This is a genomic window from Stenotrophomonas sp. 10L48, from assembly GCF_056395105.1.
The window spans coordinates 85958-103420 of record NZ_JBFTIX010000018.1; the positions used below are offsets into that span (position 1 = coordinate 85958).

15 protein-coding genes and 1 pseudogene are annotated in these 17463 nt (G+C 66.5%); 13 read left to right on the forward strand and 3 right to left on the reverse strand.

What is annotated here, in order from left to right; translation table 11 throughout:
• Positions 1-133: 133 nt before the first annotated feature.
• Complete coding sequence (locus AC1DCU_RS20190) at positions 134-544, reverse strand: hypothetical protein (RefSeq protein WP_032976537.1); 411 nt, start codon at positions 542-544, stop codon at positions 134-136.
• A 422-nt stretch (positions 545-966) separates the two neighbouring features.
• Here AC1DCU_RS20190 and rodA point away from each other — a divergent pair, with 422 nt between their 5' ends.
• The 5 genes from rodA to AC1DCU_RS20215 all read left to right on the forward strand — a co-directional run bounded on the left by rodA (position 967) and on the right by AC1DCU_RS20215 (position 6393).
• Positions 967-2043, forward strand: coding sequence for a rod shape-determining protein RodA (gene rodA / locus AC1DCU_RS20195; RefSeq protein WP_032976536.1), 1077 nt, complete (start codon positions 967-969; stop codon positions 2041-2043).
• A 191-nt stretch (positions 2044-2234) separates the two neighbouring features.
• Entirely contained in the window at positions 2235-2420 is a 186-nt protein-coding gene (locus AC1DCU_RS20200; protein ID WP_152543281.1) for a hypothetical protein, read from the forward strand.
• 272 nt (positions 2421-2692) lie between these two features.
• Positions 2693-3838, forward strand: coding sequence for a lytic murein transglycosylase B (gene mltB, locus AC1DCU_RS20205; protein ID WP_032975367.1), 1146 nt, complete (start codon positions 2693-2695; stop codon positions 3836-3838).
• Positions 3835-5073: a septal ring lytic transglycosylase RlpA family protein gene (locus AC1DCU_RS20210; protein WP_032975368.1), complete on the forward strand. Its 1239-nt coding sequence runs from the start codon at positions 3835-3837 to the stop codon at positions 5071-5073. The genes mltB and AC1DCU_RS20210 overlap by 4 nt, the downstream gene beginning before the upstream one ends.
• 102 nt (positions 5074-5175) lie before the next feature.
• On the forward strand, positions 5176-6393 hold the full coding sequence (locus AC1DCU_RS20215) for a D-alanyl-D-alanine carboxypeptidase family protein (RefSeq protein ID WP_032975369.1): 1218 nt from the start codon (positions 5176-5178) through the stop codon (positions 6391-6393).
• A 166-nt stretch (positions 6394-6559) separates the two neighbouring features.
• Here the strand turns inward: AC1DCU_RS20215 and AC1DCU_RS20220 are convergent, their stop codons facing one another.
• Positions 6560-7618: a lipid A deacylase LpxR family protein gene (locus tag AC1DCU_RS20220; RefSeq protein ID WP_373695685.1), complete on the reverse strand. Its 1059-nt coding sequence runs from the start codon at positions 7616-7618 to the stop codon at positions 6560-6562.
• Between the two features lie 291 nt (positions 7619-7909).
• On the opposite strand from AC1DCU_RS20220, the gene AC1DCU_RS20225 reads away from it, so the two are divergent.
• From AC1DCU_RS20225 to gnd, 7 genes are all read left to right on the forward strand, one after another.
• Complete coding sequence (locus AC1DCU_RS20225) at positions 7910-8188, forward strand: YbeD family protein (RefSeq protein WP_032975372.1); 279 nt, start codon at positions 7910-7912, stop codon at positions 8186-8188.
• A gap of 56 nt (positions 8189-8244) precedes the next feature.
• A complete protein-coding gene (lipB, locus tag AC1DCU_RS20230; protein WP_244439085.1) occupies positions 8245-8889 on the forward strand; it encodes a lipoyl(octanoyl) transferase LipB in 645 nt (214 codons plus the stop codon).
• Positions 8890-8906: 17 nt separating this feature from the next.
• The gene (gene lipA / locus AC1DCU_RS20235) at positions 8907-9917 is read left to right on the forward strand and encodes a lipoyl synthase (RefSeq protein ID WP_059065144.1); all 1011 of its coding nucleotides are present in this window, start codon (positions 8907-8909) and stop codon (positions 9915-9917) included.
• A gap of 318 nt (positions 9918-10235) precedes the next feature.
• Positions 10236-12413 carry a carboxy terminal-processing peptidase gene (locus AC1DCU_RS20240; RefSeq protein ID WP_025878702.1) on the forward strand — a complete coding sequence of 726 codons (2178 nt, stop codon included), beginning with the start codon at positions 10236-10238 and terminating at the stop codon, positions 12411-12413.
• A gap of 175 nt (positions 12414-12588) precedes the next feature.
• Positions 12589-13212 carry a DUF2242 domain-containing protein gene (locus tag AC1DCU_RS20245; protein ID WP_032975376.1) on the forward strand — a complete coding sequence of 208 codons (624 nt, stop codon included), beginning with the start codon at positions 12589-12591 and terminating at the stop codon, positions 13210-13212.
• Positions 13213-13229: 17 nt separating this feature from the next.
• Positions 13230-14468, forward strand: coding sequence for a hypothetical protein (locus AC1DCU_RS20250; protein ID WP_032975378.1), 1239 nt, complete (start codon positions 13230-13232; stop codon positions 14466-14468).
• 10 nt (positions 14469-14478) lie between these two features.
• Positions 14479-15384 (forward strand): phosphogluconate dehydrogenase (NAD(+)-dependent, decarboxylating), encoded by a 906-nt coding sequence (gene gnd, locus AC1DCU_RS20255; RefSeq protein ID WP_032975379.1) that lies wholly within the window; start codon positions 14479-14481, stop codon positions 15382-15384.
• A 377-nt stretch (positions 15385-15761) separates the two neighbouring features.
• On the opposite strand, the gene AC1DCU_RS20260 is transcribed toward gnd, so the two are convergent.
• Entirely contained in the window at positions 15762-16805 is a 1044-nt protein-coding gene (locus tag AC1DCU_RS20260; protein ID WP_032975380.1) for an oxidoreductase, read from the reverse strand.
• Positions 16806-17140: 335 nt separating this feature from the next.
• Here AC1DCU_RS20260 and AC1DCU_RS20265 point away from each other — a divergent pair.
• Positions 17141-17377, forward strand: a pseudogene (locus AC1DCU_RS20265) (BON domain-containing protein); the annotation flags it as partial.
• Positions 17378-17463 lie beyond the last annotated feature (86 nt).

The following is a 17463-nucleotide window of genomic DNA, read 5'->3' on the forward strand; positions in this document are numbered from 1 at the left end:
GTGGCCACCCACGCAAAGAGAAATAAAGCAGAGCAGAAGCGGGTCGCTTCGCTCTTTGTAGTGCCGAGCCATGCTCGGCTCAGGGCCGGCATGCGCTGTACGAGAGGCAGGCGAGGGCACAGCGACGTGCGCATTACGCGGCCTGCAACTGCACAGCCACGTATTCCGACAGGCCTCGGCAGGCCAGCAGCAGGCCTTCGCGGGCGTCGTCGGGCAGGTGCTGCGTGTCGTCCCCGTCCACGCGCACGCGTTCGCTGGCGTGCAGCAGTTCCAGCAGGAAGGTCAGCCCGGCATTGGCGCGGTCGATGCGCGCCATCGCCATGCACTGCGCCTGCGTTCGCCCTTGGCTCGGCCACGGCTGGCCATCTGCCGCTTCCACCTGGCGGATGCGCTGCAGGCAGTCCAGCAGGGTAGGGCCGCCAGGCGCGTTGGCGGCCTGCGTTGCAGTGAGCGTGGTTTCCAGCGCGCGGGCGATGTCATGCGGCAGCTGGTGAGCAGCCTCGCCCAGCGTGGCGAACAGGTACGGGTAGGTGGAAGCGGACATGGCGGGGGCCTCGTGCGGTCGGCAAGGGCCACCCCGCGTGGAGGCGAGGGTGGCAGGCGATGCGTGGCTCCAATACCGGTGATAGACGCTGGAACGCCGGCGGGCACGAGGCCCTCCACGCACCGCCCGCCAAAGACGCACGGACGGATTGCCAGCCGACGCCGCTCAACAAGAAAAAGCGACGCCGGCTGGCAAGCGTAAACAACGCATCTATCAAACGGGATTGGAGTCCCGTGCCACCCGTTGTCGGTGGCCGCACATGATGTGCACGGGGCCCTTGCGGCTCCAATCAGAATTGTTTGAAACCCGAAAAATCCGGGCGCCCAAGGCAGTTGTCGCCGAAGGAGTCGATAGCGTCAAACAGCGCTGACAGCTTCGCGAAAGCGCCGGTTGCTACCGTGCCGCGGGTGAAATGGAAACGAATGCTTGGTGGCTGCCGTGAGGCGCTGCGCACGATCGATCTGCCGTTGCTGATCGCGTTGTTGATCCTGATGGGCGCAGGCCTGGCGGTGCTGCACAGCGTGAACGGGCCGGTGCACGGGCAGGCGATGCGCTTTGCCGGTGGCCTGGCAGCGATGTGGCTGCTGTCGCGGGTTTCGCTGCTGCGCCTGCGCGCGTGGACGCCGGCGATCTATGCACTGTCGATGCTGCCGCTGATGGCGGTGTACGTGATCGGCACCGGCAAATACGGGCAGCGCTGGCTCAACCTCGGCGTGTTCTACCTGCAGCCTTCGGAACTGCTCAAGCTCAGCCTGCCGTTGATGATGGCCTGGTATCTGCACCGCCAGCCGCTGCCGCCATCGCCGCGCACGGTGCTGACGGCAGCGGTCCTGATCGGGGTGCCAGCCGTGCTGATCCTGATGCAGCCCAACCTGGGTACCGCCACCCTGGTGACGGCCAGTGGCGTGTTTGCGTTGCTGCTGGCTGGACTGCAGTGGCGCTGGGTGGTGGCCGGCTTGAGTGCGGTATCGGTGGCTGCGCCACTGGCGTGGTTCGGGCTGCTGCGGCAATACCAGAAGAATCGCGTGCTGACCTTCCTGGATCCGGCTGCCGATCCGTTGGGCACCGGCTGGAACATCCTGCAGTCGCGCATCGCCATCGGCTCGGGTGGCATGCAGGGGCGCGGCTGGGGCCACGGCACACAGGCCACGCTGGATTTCCTGCCCGAGTACACCACCGATTTCGCGTTCTCGGTTTTGGCCGAGGAATTCGGCTGGATTGGCGTGGTGGTGGTGTTCGCCCTGTATCTGTTCGTGGTCGGGCGTTGCCTGTCGATCGCGGTGCAGGCACGCGACACGCACGCGCGGTTGTTGGCCGGCAGCCTCGGCCTGGCGTTCTTCGTGTACGTGCTGGTCAACGGCGGAATGATTTCCGGATTGCTGCCGGTGGTGGGCATTCCGATGCCGTTGATCAGTTATGGCGGCACCTCGGCGGTGTCGTTGCTGGCGGGGATCGGGCTGGTGATGGCGGTGCGGGGGCATCGGCCGGTGCACGCGTAGGTTTCCAGCCAACGGCGCAGCCCCTCGTGGGTGGGGGCGGGCGGGTCGTGGAAAGCTGGATTGCTGAGGGCTGGCCGGGCGGGTGGATAGTCCCCCGCGAACCCCACCCGCCCGGCCAACCACGGCTGTTGCTTTCAGCGCTCACCCACGAGGGGCTGCGCCGTTGGCCGACCTTCGCCGCCGATGCGCGCATGAATCTGCGCAAGCGCATTTCTGTAATCGTTCCCACAACGCCGCACAGCAGCATCGCCGCTGACGAAGTTCCATTAAAAGTGGGCGCCAATTCACATTTTGACGCCGCGTTGATCCTGATCAATGGACTTGTCGCAATCGGCCTGCACAATGGCGGCCCGTTCGGCATGGCGCGCAGTCTTTGATGCAGCGCGAGGGGCGTCGGATGGGAAAGCAGTACTGATCCAACGGGTACAGGGAGCGCGGAGCACTGCCACTGGGGAGCGGCAGCCGCGCAGGTACCGACCGGGTCCGGCGGCCGGTTGCGTCTGCGGGGATGGGGACGCAACCGGCAACCTCTGCCTGAATGGGGCAGGTCAATCACAACGTCTTCACATTTCGCACTGAACGCGTGCAAATCGTTGTGATTCATGGTGTTAGGGGTTTTAATTCATCCATGACCTGCTAACCTGCGGTGATGATTCGACGTTCTCTGGCCTGCATGCTCACCCTCGGCCTGGTCGCCTGCGCGACCCAGCCGACGTCCCCACCGACTTCGCCACAGGCCAGCAGTACGCCGCGCCACCCGGCTGCCAAGCCCCACGGCCCGGCCGAGGCCGCGCCGGAAGCGACCGCGGCCACGGCAGCACCGGTCGATCTCACCCCGGTGCCCTTCGAGACCGCGCGCGCCAGATTCATTGCCGACACCGCCAAGCGCTACGGACTCAAGCCCGACGAGATCCGCAACGTGCTCGACCAGGCGCAGGTGCGCCAGCCGATCATCGCCGCCATGTCGCGGCCGGCCGAACGGGTCAAGCCGTGGAACGAATACCGGCCGATGTTCATCAGCAAGGCACGCATCGATGGCGGCAAGGCGTTTCTTGCCCGGCATCGCGCCGAACTGGACCGTGTGCAGCAGCGCACCGGCGTACCGGCGGAAGTGATCGTGGCGATCATTGGCGTGGAAACCAGCTACGGCAAGAATGCCGGCAGCCATCGCGTGCTCGATGCGCTGTACACCCTGGCCTTCTATTACCCGCGCAGTGGCGACCCGGCCAAGCTGGAGCGCGAAGTGCGCCGCGAGCTGTTCTTCCGCGATGAACTGGCCAAGCTGTTCGAGCTGGGTCGCGAGGAAAAGCTGGACATCACCACGCTCAAGGGCAGCTATGCCGGTGCGATGGGCATGGGCCAGTTCATGCCCTCCAGCTACCTGGATTACGCCGTGGACGGCAATGGCGATGGTCGCCGTGACCTGTTCACCAGCTACGACGACGTGTTCTCGTCCATCGCCAACTACTTCGTGAAGAAGGGCGGTTGGGTGCGCGGCGGCCAGGTTGCCGTGCCGGCCACGCTCGCCGCCGGCCGCGAGGAGTTCAACCCGACCGAGTGGATGCCCACCTGGTCGCTGGCCGACCTGGCCCAGCGCGGCTACCAGCCCAGCGCGCCGGTGCAGCCGGGTGCCACCGCCACCCCGATCACCCTTGAAGGCAGCACCGGCAAGCAGTACTGGCTGGGCTTCCAGAACTACTACGCAATCACCCGCTACAACCTCTCGAAGATGTACGCGATGGCCGTGTTCCAGTTGTCGCAGGCCATTGCCGGACAGGAGCTGCCCCCGGCATGAACATCAGATGGCTGGTCCCTGGATTGATCGTCCTCGCGCTGGCCGCCTGCAGCAGCGCGCCGAAAAAGCCGGCGACCGCCGGCCACGGTGGCAAGCCGTCCGGCACGGTGGTGCAGGGCAAGGGCGGGCGTCCAGCGCATTGTCCGGAGGGCTCGCCGTACGCGGCCGCCACCGAGGACCTGTCCACCCGTGGCAACTACACTGCCGGTGGCCTGTACAAGCCTGGCGTGAAAGACACCACGCCCAGTTACGTGCCCAACGTGGCCTGTATTCCCGAGCCGGTGGTGACCAATGAGGACCGCTCGGCGATCGGCAACAAGTCGCCCTACGTGGTGCTGGGCAAGCAGTACAAGGTGCTCGACGACACCCGCAACTACGTTGAACGCGGCACCGCTTCGTACTACGGCGCCAAGTTCCATGGCCGCCTGACCTCCAACCGCGAGGTCTACGACATGTACCAGTTCACCGCTGCGCACAAGACCCTGCCGCTGCCCAGCTTCGCCCGCGTGACCAACCTGGACAACGGCGAATCGGTGATCGTGCGCGTCAATGATCGTGGCCCGTTCCACGATGGCCGCGTGGTCGATCTCAGTTACGCCGCCGCTGTGCGCCTGGGCATCACCCAGCGCGGTACCGGCAACGTGGAAGTGCGCGCAGTGCAGCCGGGTGAAACCAACCTGATGGCGCAGAAGCCGTCGCGCCGCGAACGCCGTGCTGCTGAAGCGGCTGCCGCTGCCGTTGCCAGCGCACGCCCCGCACCCGCCGCACGTGCGGTTGCCGACAGCGACATCGATCGACTGGTCAAGCGCCTGCCGGCCGACGCCGCGCCCGAGCGCGGCCAGCCGGCTACCACCCAGGCCGCTGTCAGCACGATGCCGGAAGTGGCGGTCAGCAGCCTGCCGCCCAGCGCACCCGCGTCGCGTCCGGCAGCGCCGGTCGTGGCCACCGCCATGCCGCGCAGCCCGGCCCCGGCCAGCAGCCCCAGCCTGTCGCAGAAGGTGGTGGGCGCGGTGATGCTGCAGGTCGCCAGCTTCTCCAACCGCGACAACGCCAACCGGGCGATGGGCCAGCTCAACGCTGCCGGCATCGTCGGTGCCACCATCAGCGACATCGCTGCGGGCGGCCGTACCCTGTGGCGCCTGCGGGTTCCCGCCAGCGACCATGCCAGCGCGGCGGAACTTGCCGGGCGCATCTCGGGTCTGGGCTTTGGCTCGCCACAGATCGTCAAGGACTGATTCCGCTCGGGCCGGTGCTGCCGGCCCTTGCCACCTCGGCCTTACAATGGCCACCTCGCCCCATCCTTCATTTTCCGGCCGTCCCCTGGAGCCTGCTGTCCCATGAATTTCCGTTCCGCCGCCACTGCCCTGGCCGCCACCCTGGTGGTGGGCCTGGCCTCCGCCCAGACGCCGCTGCCGACCCCGGCCACCCCGGCGCCTGCCGCCGCTGCTGCCCCCGCCACCGTGGCCACGCCGCCGGCGCCTGCACCCAGCGTTTCCAAGGCCTGGGTGCTGATGGACTACGCCACCGGCCAGGTGCTGGCAGGCGAGAACATCAACGAACAGCTGGCCCCGGCCAGCATCACCAAGGTGATGACGTCGTACGTGATCGCCGCCGAGGTCAAGAACGGCAAGGTCCGTCCCGATGACCAGGTGATGATGAGCGAACGCGCCTGGCGCGAAGGTGGTGCCGGCACCGATGGCAGCTACAGCGGCTTCCCGGTCAACCAGACCGCGCGCCTGGAAGACATGGAAAAGGGCATGGCGATCCAGTCCGGCAATGACGCCGCGATCGCCCTGGCCGAGCACGTGGCCGGCAGCGAAGAAGCCTTTGCTTCGCTGATGAACAGCTACGCCGCCAAGATCGGCATGAAGAACTCGCACTTCGTGAACGCCCACGGCCTGACCGCCCCGGGCCATCACAGCAGTGCCTACGACCTGGCCCTGCTGGGCCGCGCGATGGTGCGCGACTACCCGGAAACCTACGCGTACAACAAGATCAAGGAATTCCAGGTCGGCACCATCAAGCAGCCCAACCGCAATCTGCTGTTGTGGCGCGATGGCAGCGTGGACGGCATCAAGACCGGCCACACCTCCGAGGCCGGCTACTGCCTGATGAGCTCGGCCCAGCGCGGTGACCAGCGCCTGGTCGCGGTGGTGCTGGGCGGCGCGTCGGAAAAGCAGCGCGCCGATGACAGCCTGGCCCTGTTGAACTGGGGCTTCCGCTTCTTCGAGACCCACCGCCTGTACGAGCCGGGCAAGGCCGTGGCCGAGCACAAGGTATGGAAGGGCACCACCGACAAGGTGCAGCTGGGCGTGGCGCAGCCGATGCTGGTCAGCGTGCCGCGCGGTCGCTACAACGACCTGAAGCCGAGCATCGACGTGCCCAAGACCCTGGAAGCGCCGTTCACCGCTGGCCAGCAGATCGGCACCGTCAAGGTCACCCTGGATGGCAAGCTGGTGGCCGAAGCGCCGCTGGTGGCTGTGGCCGCCGTCGAGCAGGCCGGCTTCTTCAAGCGCCTGTGGGACAGCTTCTGGATGTGGTGGGAATCGGAATGATCCGCAGCCTGCTGCGGTGAATGAAAAAGGCCGGCGAATGCCGGCCTTTTTCGTGGGATTCCGCCGGGCATGGCCCGGCGGACGCAGTCCCGGATTACAGCGAGCGATTCAATCCGGTGTGCCGACCAACGGTCGGCACCTACCCGCTTCACCATCAGCCCCTCGCTTACAGCGAGCGGCTGATGGTGAAGCTGCCGAACACCGGGGCTTCGCGCTGGCCATTGAACTCGCGGGTGCTGTGGTAACGGGCTACCGCGAATTTCCAGCGGCCGCGCATCACTGCCACGCCGTAACCGCCGTAGGCGACCACGTGGCGCTTGTCCACGCTGTGGCTGTTGCGGAACGTGTTGCCGTCCAGGGTGATATCGCGGATCACCCACGCCGCATCGGTGGTGGCGAACATGTGCCACGACCAGCCACTGGGCTTGCCACCCCGGGTCGGCGCGGTGTTCTCGCCGGCCGGGCGCAGCGGGGTGCTGCCGAAATCGTCGGGCAGCTTCCAGCCGAAACGCACTTCGCCGCCGACGTTGGCCTTGGTTTCCAGGTTGCCGATCGAGCCGCCGTAATGGCTGATCGCATCCCAGCCCCAGCCGTCGGCATTGATGCTGGCATCGCCCGGCCAGCGGCGCATGCGCTCGTGGGTCAGCATGAACACCGGTTCGTTGTGCAGCTGGTTGTCCCAGCCCTGGAATTTCTCATCACCCAGCACGTCGTGCACCGCGTTCTGCACCTGCCGGCCCTGCGCCCACGGGCCCACCACGCCCAGGGTCAGCTGGGTGGTCTGCAGGTGGTCGCCGCTGCGTGCGTTGTAGCCGAAGCTGGCCACCAGCACGCCCGCATACGGGCGGTCGTCTTCGATCAGGTCCTTCCGGGTGAAATCGGTGGGGGTGAAGATCCCCTGGGCCAGACTGAAGATCATGTTCTGCTGTTCGAACCTGCCCGGGTGCAGTGCCTCCAGGTGGCTGTTCACCCAGCGGGCCAGGCGCGGCAGGCACGGGTCGTCGGTGTAATCGACCAGGTTGGGCGAGACCAGGGTCAGCTGGGCGCCGTTGGTATAGCCCTGGTCCTGGTGGCGGCCGCCGAACAGGTCGTTGTCGACGCGGAAATTGACCTGCGGCGGGTGCTCGCGCATCGCGTCCGGGCCGCATTGCTCGGCTGCGTAGGCGGAAAGGGGGAGGGCGGTGGCCAGCAGGCCGGACAATCCAAAGGATGCGAGGTAGCGCATGGATGGGATGATCATCGGGAAGGGGGCTTTTGTCTGTCGTTTTATGCAACGACACGGTACTCCCGGCGCTGTGATGGAACGAGCGCGCTGGGATCACTTGTCTGTTCCGAAAACAACATTGTCTGATCGATACAATCGATTACCGCAGGTGAAGCCGCAGCGATGGGGCACCCTGGGAGCTGGGTCCCAGCCTGAATGGATGTTCAGCTGCAACGCAGCGGCCCGCCCGCAGTGCCGCCGGCTTACATGAATACTCTTGGGTTTGTTGCCCTGCGGCCCGATAATGGGCGCATGGAAATCAAGTCCGACAACCCCGAACACGGCTTCCAGTTCCCCGGTCAGTTCGAGCTCAGCGCGATGGGCCCGGCCAACCGCGGCCTGGAGCATGAACTCCCCCGCCTGCTGCTGGCTGCTGGCGTCGACGTGGTGAACGAGCGCATCAGCTGGAAGCATTCGTCCAACGGCAAGTACGTCTCGGTGCGCCTGGTCTTCCGGGCCGAGAACCGTGAACAGTACGACGTGGCCCACCAGGCCCTGCGCGACCACCCGGAAGTGAAGTGGACGGTGTAGCCGTCAGCTGCGCTGCCGAAGCGGCTGCCCCCGAGGCGCGCCCGCCGCGCCCGGCGGTGGTCCGTGACCTGGGGCGCCAGGCCTACGAGCCGGTCTGGCACGCCATGCAGCGTTTCACCGACCAGCGCGACGATGACACGCTGGACGAGCTGTGGGTGGTCGAGCACGAGCCGGTGTTCACCCTGGGCCAGGCCGGCAAGGTCGAACACGTGCTGGCGCCGGGTGAGATCCCGGTGGTCCACGTCGATCGCGGTGGCCAGGTGACCTACCACGGCCCCGGCCAGATCGTGATCTATCCGCTGCTGCGGCTGCCGCGGCTGGGCATCGGCGTGCGCGACTACGTATGCCGCATCGAGCAGGCCATCATCGACACCCTGGCGGAATGGAACATCGGTGCCGAACGGCTCGATGGCGCCCCGGGCGTCTACGTCGGCGGCGCCAAGATCGCCGCGCTCGGCATCCGCGTGCGGCGCGGCTGCACCTTCCACGGCCTGGCCTTCAACGTGGCCATGGACCTCGACCCTTTCCACCGCATCAACCCCTGTGGTTACGAGGGGTTGCAGGTGACCACGGTGCTAGACTTGGGTGGTCCGTCCGGGATGGACGCCGTCAAGCCGGTGCTGCTGGACCACCTGGCCCGCCAGTTCGGCCTGCTGCTGCAGCCCGTGCCTGAACTGCCTGATCTCTCTGCGGCCGCCTGACCGCCCCCGGAAACGCCATGACTGAAACCACTGCCCGCACCATTCCCCTGCAGATCGTGCAGGCCGAGCTTCCGTCCACCGCGCCGTTGCAGGCCGGGGTCAAGCAGATGGGTGGGGACAAGATCAACCGTTCGCCGGTGCAGTTCGCCGACGTGCCGGTGCTGCGCAAGCCCTCCTGGATCCGCGTGCGCATTCCTTCGGGCAATGCCGTGCAGAACCTGAAAGCCAAGCTGCGCGAGAACCGCCTGGTGACCGTGTGCGAGGAAGCCAGCTGCCCGAACATCCACGAATGCTTCGGCCACGGCACCGCCACTTTCATGATCCTGGGCGAGGTCTGCACCCGCCGCTGCTCGTTCTGCGACGTGGCACACGGCCGGCCGAAGCCGCCCGATGCCAACGAGCCGGCCAGCCTGGGCCAGACCGTGGCCGACATGGGCCTGAAGTACGTGGTGGTGACCAGCGTCGACCGCGATGACCTGCGCGACGGCGGTGCCCAGCACTTCGTCGACTGCATCACCGCCATCCGCGAGAAATCGCCGGGCACCCGCATCGAAGTGCTGACCCCCGATTTCCGCGGCAAGGGCCGCATGGAGCGCGCGCTGGAGATCCTCGCGCAGAACCCGCCGGACGTGTTCAACCACAACATCGAAACCGTGCCGGACCTGTACCGCAACGTGCGCCCGGGTGCCGATTACCAGTGGTCGTTGAACCTGCTGAAGAACTTCAAGGCGCAGCACCCTGACGTACCGACCAAGTCGGGCATCATGCTGGGCCTGGGCGAAGACTTCGAACAGATCAAGGCCACCATGCGCGACCTGCGTGCGCACAATGTGGACATGATCACCATCGGCCAGTACCTGCAGCCGACCGCGCACCACCACCCGGTGCTGAAGTACTGGACCCCGGACGACTACAAGGCGCTGGAAGTCTACGGTTACGAGCTGGGCTTCAGCCACGTGGCCTCCGGCCCGATGGTGCGCTCGTCGTACCACGCCGACGTACAGGCCAAGGGTGCCGGCGTCCAGTAAGCGGTTGCGCGATGCGCGCTACCGCTTCCCACGGTGTGCTGCGCACACCGTGGGCCCCGGCTTACCACCACCCACACCCCCGCCGCTTCGCGGCCGCCCCCTGACTCAGGGGGCTTGCAACCCGACGGCCTCCGTAACCTGATAGACGTCACCGCAAGGTGGGCCGCTCTTCAGCCATTCACAATTTGCTACACCGGCCCCGCTAGGCTGGTTTTCCACTGGAAGTGGACGGGTGACAAACCCGGCAACTTTCGGCACTGTCGTGGTGTCTGAACACCCTGCAGTCTCCCCCTTGGCAAGGCGCCTTCGAGCACGTCAATGAAATTCAAAGCCCCCGCATTCCTGATGGCCCTGGCGCTGGTCGCGCCGTTGGCGCTGGCGGCCAAGGCCGACTCGCCGGCGTTGCCGGCGGCGGCTACCGCCGATCAGGTGACCACCTCCAAGCTGGTATACGGCCTGTTGTCCGACAGCCGCTACGCCTATCGCCCGCGTGCGCTCGATGAAGCCACCTCCAAGGATGTGTTCAAGCGCTACCTGGAGACCCTGGACGGCGGCAAGCAGTACTTCACCCAGGCCGACATCACCCGCTTCGCACCGTTCCAGGCCGGCATTGCCAATGCCATCCGCGGCGGCGAGCTGGAGCCGGCCTTCCAGGTGTTCGCGGTCTACAAGCAGCGCGTCGGCGAGCGCGTGGCCTATGCGCGCAAGCTGCTGAAGCAGGAACCGGATTTCACCACCGACGAGCGCTTCGAGTACGACCGCAAGGACGTGCCGTGGGCAGCGTCCAACGCCGAACTCGACGAGCTGTGGCGCAAGTCGGTGAAGAATGACTGGCTGCGCCTGAAGCTGGCCGGCAAGAAGTCCGATGACATCCGCAAGACGCTGGACAAGCGTTACGCCACCCTGGAAAAGTCGGTCAACGAGCTGAAGGGCGAAGACACCTTCCAGTTCTTCATGAACGCCTACACCAGCGCGGTTGATCCGCACACCGATTACTTCACCCCGCGTACCGCCGAGAACTTCAACCAGGCGATGTCGCTGTCGCTGGAAGGCATCGGCGCGCAGCTGCAGCGCCAGGACGACGTGGTGGTGATCCGCGAGATCATCGCCGGTGGTCCGGCGGCCGTGGACGGCACGCTGAAGCCGGGTGACCGCATCGTCGGCGTCGGCCAGGGCAAGTCCGGGCTGGTGGAAGATGTGATCGGCTGGCGCATCGATGATGTCGTTGCCAAGATCCGTGGCGCCAAGGACACCCAGGTGAAGCTGGAGTTCATTCCGGCCGAAGCGGGCGTCGACGGCAAGCACCACACCCTGGTGCTGACCCGGCAGAAGGTGCGCCTGGCCGAACAGGCCGCCAAGGGCGAGACCATGACCATTCCGGCCGTCAATGGCGAGCCGGCACGGAAGGTTGGCGTGATCAAGCTGCCGACCTTCTACCAGGACTTCGAAGGCCGTCGTCGCAACGCCACCGATTACGCGTCGGCCACCCGCGATGTGGCCAAGCTGCTGGCCGGTTTCAAGACCGACAAGCTGGACGGCGTGGTGCTGGACCTGCGCAACAACGGTGGCGGTTCGCTGGATGAGGCCATCGAGCTGACCGGTCTGTTCATCGAGCAGGGTCCGGTGGTGCAGGTGCGCGAATCCGGTGGCCGGGTCACCGTCAACAGCGACCGCAACCAGGGCGTGGCATGGGACGGTCCGCTGGCCGTGCTGATCAACCGTGGTTCGGCCTCGGCGTCGGAGATCTTTGCTGGTGCCATCCAGGACTACGGCCGCGGCCTGGTCATCGGTGAAACCAGCTTCGGCAAGGGCACGGTGCAGAACATCGTCGACCTGGACCGTTGGCCGAGTGGCGAAGCCCAGCGCTTTGGCCAGGTGAAGCTGACCATCGCCCAGTTCTTCCGCATCAGCGGCAGCAGCACCCAGCACAAGGGTGTGGTGCCGGACCTGGCGTTCCCGGCCAGCGTCGATGCCACCGAGTTCGGCGAGAGCACCTACGACAATGCCCTGCCGTGGACCCGTATCGCCGCGGTGCCGCACACCCAGTACGGCAACTTCGCGCCGTTGCTGCCGAAGCTGGAAACGCGCCATGACGCGCGCATCGCCACCGACAAGGAATTCCAGTGGTGGAACGAGGACGTGGAGCAGTTCCGTACTGAAGCGGCGAAGAAGTACGTCTCGCTGAATGAAGCGACCCGACGTGCCGAGCGCGAGCGCCAGGACACCCAGCGCAAGCAGCGCCAGATCGTGCGCAAGGAACTGGGCCTGGCCCTGGACCCGTTGGCCGATGACAGCAGCGATGACGGCCTGACCGGCAACGAGCGCGACATCGTCAAGGATGCCGCCCGCGAGAAGGCCGCCGAGAAGCGTCCGGATCCGTTGCTGCGTGAATCGGCCTCGATCCTGGCCGACGCGGTGAACCTGCTGGAGGCCGACCGTCCGCTGTCGGCGCAGGTGCTGCCGCAGTCCACCGCCGCAGGCCGCTGGGCCGACTGATTGACTGAAAAAGGGGGACGGAGGGATCAGGTCGTTAGTGGCACAAACGACTTGATCCTTCCGTCCCCTTTTTGCATGAACCGGGTACAACGGTGGCGGACGGGACCGGTGTTTTCGACCCGGCGCACACGGGCACGGGGCTACCCTCGGGGATAACGTCTTCGCAGGAGTACCCATGCGGGCCTCCCTTCTTTCTGCTTCCCTGCTGGCTGCCACCAGTGCCTTGGCATTGACCGCCTGTGGCGGTCGTGCCGCCGACAGCAGTCTGCTGCGGGAGTCCTTCGACTCCGGCGACACCTTTTCGCGCACCGTCGATGGCCGTCCCGCCGAAGCCTGCGAAGCAGCCCGGCGCACGCTGCTCAGCCAGGGCTATGCGATCGCACGCTCGGACGATGCGCAGGTGGAAGGCAACAAGAACTTCCAGCCGCGCGAGGACGACCATGAGCAGCTGGTGCTGCGTATCTCGTGCGCGCCGCGTGGCAGCCAGGCGTTGGTGTTCGTCAGCGCCGTGCAGGACCGCTATGCACTGAAGAAGAGCCCGACCTCGGCCAGTGTTGGCGTGGGCGCGCTGGGCTCGGTGTCGCTGCCGTTCGGCAGCAATGACGACTCACTGGTGAAAGTGGCCAGCAGCACGATCACCGATGCCGAGTTCTATCGGCGCTTCTTCCAGCGCCTGCAGCAGTACCTGCCAGCGGCAGCGAAGCCAGAGCCGCAACCGCAACCGCAACCGGCCGCGTCGCCGCAGCCTCCTGCCGGGCCTGAGCCCCAACCAGCGCCGGCAGCAACGGACCAGGGCTGAGCGTGCGCGGCAGGGTGATGGCGTGGGCCCTGCTGCTGGGCTGGCCCCTGAGCACGCTGGCCGCTACAGCCGAGTGCAGCCAAGGCCTGCTGCAGCGGCTGGGATGGCGCTTTGAAACCGCAACGATCACCACGCCACAGGTACAGGGTGGGCCGGTGTGTACGCGTGCCTCGCTGGCCGAGGCGCAGGCGGCCGGTGATCTGCGCGTGCGTTGGCCGGGAACGCTGGCCGAGGCCGACAGGAAGGCCCTGTTGCAGCAGTTGCTGGATGACCCGGCCACGGTCTGCGCCTACGCCTTTGAACTGGGCGGCGCCGTGCAACGCGCTACGCAGGCACTGCAGGACAATGAATCCTTCCGCTTCACCGGTGTGCAGCTGGGCTGGATAGGCTTTGGCGCACGCGGCGCCCCGGCACAGGGTTGGCAGCGGGTGCGCAGCTTCGGCCGCGGCTATGTACCTGCCGCCAGCAACAGCCGCGCACTGGATGCGTTCTATACGGGCCACGTTCGTGCCGAGTGCGGTGTCGGCCGCCAAGTCGCGCAGCTGGCTACGCAGCGCGAGCTGTACGGCGATGCGGCCTTCGATGCGGAATTCGCGCCCGCCGAACTGTCCATCGGCACGTTCCTTGGCCTGCACGACACCGACAGCATCCTGCTGGGCGCGCAGGCCGGCCAGTTCATGGCCGACGGCAAGGCCGTGCGCACGTCGGCGATGGGGCGGCAGGCCTTTGTCGGGCTGCCGGGCTTCATCGAACACGTCTTCGACAAAAGCACCTTGGACGATCTGAGCAACCAGGCGGAGAACTTCGTCGTGGTGGAGGTGGGCGCAGGCGCTGCGCAGGCACTGGCGGAGCACGGTGGCCTGGCCTGGTATGACCAGCGCAACCGTGCCCTGTGGCAGCTGGCGCAGGGCATTCCGCGTGTCGGCCAACGCTATTTCGAGCGGCTGTTGTACGAACGCGATCCAGCGCTGCGTGCGCAGCTGGCCCCGCGCTATCGTGACGTCGTGCAGCAGATGGACCAGTTGCTGGACGATCCGTTCTACCAGCAGTTCGTGATCTACGCGCACCCACGCGGTATACGTCCTGTCGGCTACCACATCATTCGCCTGCTCGACCGGAATCCGCGCACGCCGTTTTCCATCGACCTAGCGTTGCACAATCTGCATACCACGCTCTACCGGCGTTGGCGCGAGGCGCAGTTGCGCCATTGCGCAGCCACCGGCAGGCCAGGCAGCCTGACCCTAGACCCCAACTGAAGGTGAAACAATGGATATTGCAATGATCGGCCTCGGCCGGATGGGCGCCAACATGGCCCAGCGCCTGCACCGCGGTGGCCACCGCGTTGTCGGCTACGACCCGGGCGAGGGCGCCCGCCAGCGCGCCGCCGAGGCCGGCCTGGAGGTGGTTGATTCGCTGGCCGCAGCAGTGGCCGCGCTGCCGGTGCCGCGCGTGGTGTGGCTGATGGTGCCCGCCGGCGATACCGTGGACCAGACGCTGGGCCAGTTGACCCCGCACCTGGCCGAAGGTGACATCGTCATCGACGGTGGCAACTCCAACTACCAGGACTCGATCCGTCGCGCCAAGGCGCTGGCCGAAGATGACCTGGGCTACGTGGACTGTGGCACCAGCGGCGGCGTGTGGGGCCTGCAGGAAGGCTACAGCCTGATGGTGGGTGGCGATGCAGCGGTGGTCGAACAGATCGCACCGCTGCTGCGCACGCTGGCACCGGCCGAGGACCGCGGCTGGGCGCGCGTCGGCCCTTCCGGCGCAGGCCACTTCACCAAGATGGTCCACAACGGCATCGAGTACGGAATGATGCAGGCCTACGCCGAAGGCTTCGCGTTGATGGAGCGCAAGCAGGAGATGGAACTGGACCTGGCCCAGGTGGCCGAGGTCTGGCGCCACGGCAGCGTGGTGCGTTCGTGGCTGCTGGACCTCAGCACCGAAGCGCTCAAGCGCAATCCCTCGCTGGATGGCATCGCACCGTATGTGGAAGATTCCGGTGAAGGCCGCTGGACCGTCGCCGAAGCGATCGCGCTGGACGTACCGGCCCCGGTGATCACCCTGTCGCTGCTCGAACGCCTGCGTTCGCGCGAATCCAATTCGTTCACCGACCGCCTGCTGTCAGCGATGCGCAACGAATTCGGCGGCCACGCCATCAAGAAGTCGTAAGCACCGGTTTTATGTAGATCCACGCATGGCGTGGATCTACTGTGTCGACCAAGGTCGACACCCACCAAGAGCAGGCCATGCCGTGTCGACCAAGGTCGACACCCACCAAGAGCAGGCCATGCCGTGTCGACCAAGGTCGACACCCCCCAAGAGCAGGCCATGCCGTGTCGACCAAGGTCGACCCCCACCAAGAGCAGGCCATGCCGTGTCGACCAAGGTCGACACCCCCAAGAGCAGCGGACAACTGTCGAAGGCGGGGTGGGTCCGGTTGCGGGGGTGTCCGCGGCATGGATGCCGCGGCCAAGCCCCCAGGGATGGGTTTACGKTGACGTTGACGTTGACGTTGATTCGGCAGGTGCAGGGCGCAGCCCTGCCGATCACCCCACCTGCACCCGCCGCCCTTCGCGCGCGCTATCCATCCCCGCCTGCAGCAGCCGCATCACCTGCAGCGCCTGCTGCGCGCTGACCGTCGGCTCGCCCTCACCCTGCATCGCCGCCGCGAAGTCGGCATACAGGCGCCGGTAGTCGCCCGGCAGGTTGTCCACGGTGCTGCGCAGGACGTTGTCCTCCGCATCGCAGTGCAGCAGCTCGCCGTGGCGCGGATCGATACCCCATCCCGGCGCACCTGGCGCGATGCCGCGACGCAGCTGCCCCTCCTGCACGTCCAGGCCATGCTTGATCCAACTGGCCCGCGTGCCATGCACGGAAAAACGGGGGGCAGGCGCAGCGACCAGTGAACCGGCATGCACGATCGCACGATGGCGTGGGTAGTGAAGCACCGCATGGAAATAGTCGATACCAGCGCCGCCTTCGCGCTGCACCGCAAGGTCCGCATCGATCGCCTGCGGACAGCCGAACAGCACCAGCATCTGGTCCAGCAGGTGTGGCCCCAGGTCGTACCACAGGCCGCTGCCCGGTCCGTCCTGCTCGCGCCAGCGTTCGCGCACCTGCGGACGGTAGCGGTCGAAATGTGCGTGGCATTCGGCGATGTCACCGAGCGTGCCGTCGGCAAGCAGCGCCCGCAGGGTCAGGAAGTCCGCATCGAACCGCCGGTTCTGGAACACGGTAGCGATGCGTCCAGCATCGCGCGCTGCGGCCAGCACCTGTTCGGCTTCGCGCACGCTCACGGCGAACGGTTTGTCCACCAGCACATGCTTGCCGGCGGCCAGCGCGGCGATGGCCAATGGCGCGTGCTGTTCGTTCGGCGTGGCGATGACCACCGCATCTACTGCCGGGTCATCGAAGACCTCCTGTGCGGTAGCGCGTACGTGGACGTCGCTGAAGGTGCGCAGCAGCGTATCGCGCTGCGAACTGACCACGCTGTGCAGGGCCAGCCCCGGCGTGTGCTGGATCAGCGGGGCGTGGAAGACGCGGCCGGCAAGGCCGTAGCCGATCAGGGCCAGTTGCAGCTCAGGGCGCATGGGAAGACTCCGCGCAGATCGTGAAGTGCAGGACAGGAACCTCAGGGTAAACGAGATGACTACGCGCCCGGAAGCTGAACCATTCCCGCTGCGGGTGCGCCCATTCACGTGAGCGTGACCGCAGCGCCACGCCTGCACTACAAGCACTTGGCGACACTGGGCGTACCAACCAGTAGGAGAACCAAACGATGAGCACCACGACCCGTACGCTGTTGGCTTCCGCCCTCACCCTGGGCCTGGCGCTGTCCTCCTCGGCCGCATTCGCCCAGGACGCCGCAGCGAAGAGCCCGCCGAAAACCGATCATTCGGCGATGACCCATGCAGACCGCCATGATTCCAACGAGCCGGTCACCGACAGCTGGATCACCACCAAGGTCAAGGCCGATCTGCTCGCCAGCAGCAATGTGCCGGGTACCGAAGTAAAGGTGGAGACGGTCAATGGCGTGGTCAGCCTGAGTGGCACCGTTGCCACCAAGGCGGAGCATGACAAGGCCATCGCCACGGCCAAGGGCATCAAGGGCGTGACCCGCGTTGATGCCGCCGCACTGAAGGTCAGTGCCGCCAAGCGTTGATCGACGCCGCAGGTTATCGGCAGGGGCGCTCCCACGGGGGCGCCCCTGTTTTGTGCTGTGGCGCCTGCTCGATACGTGCTGGTGGG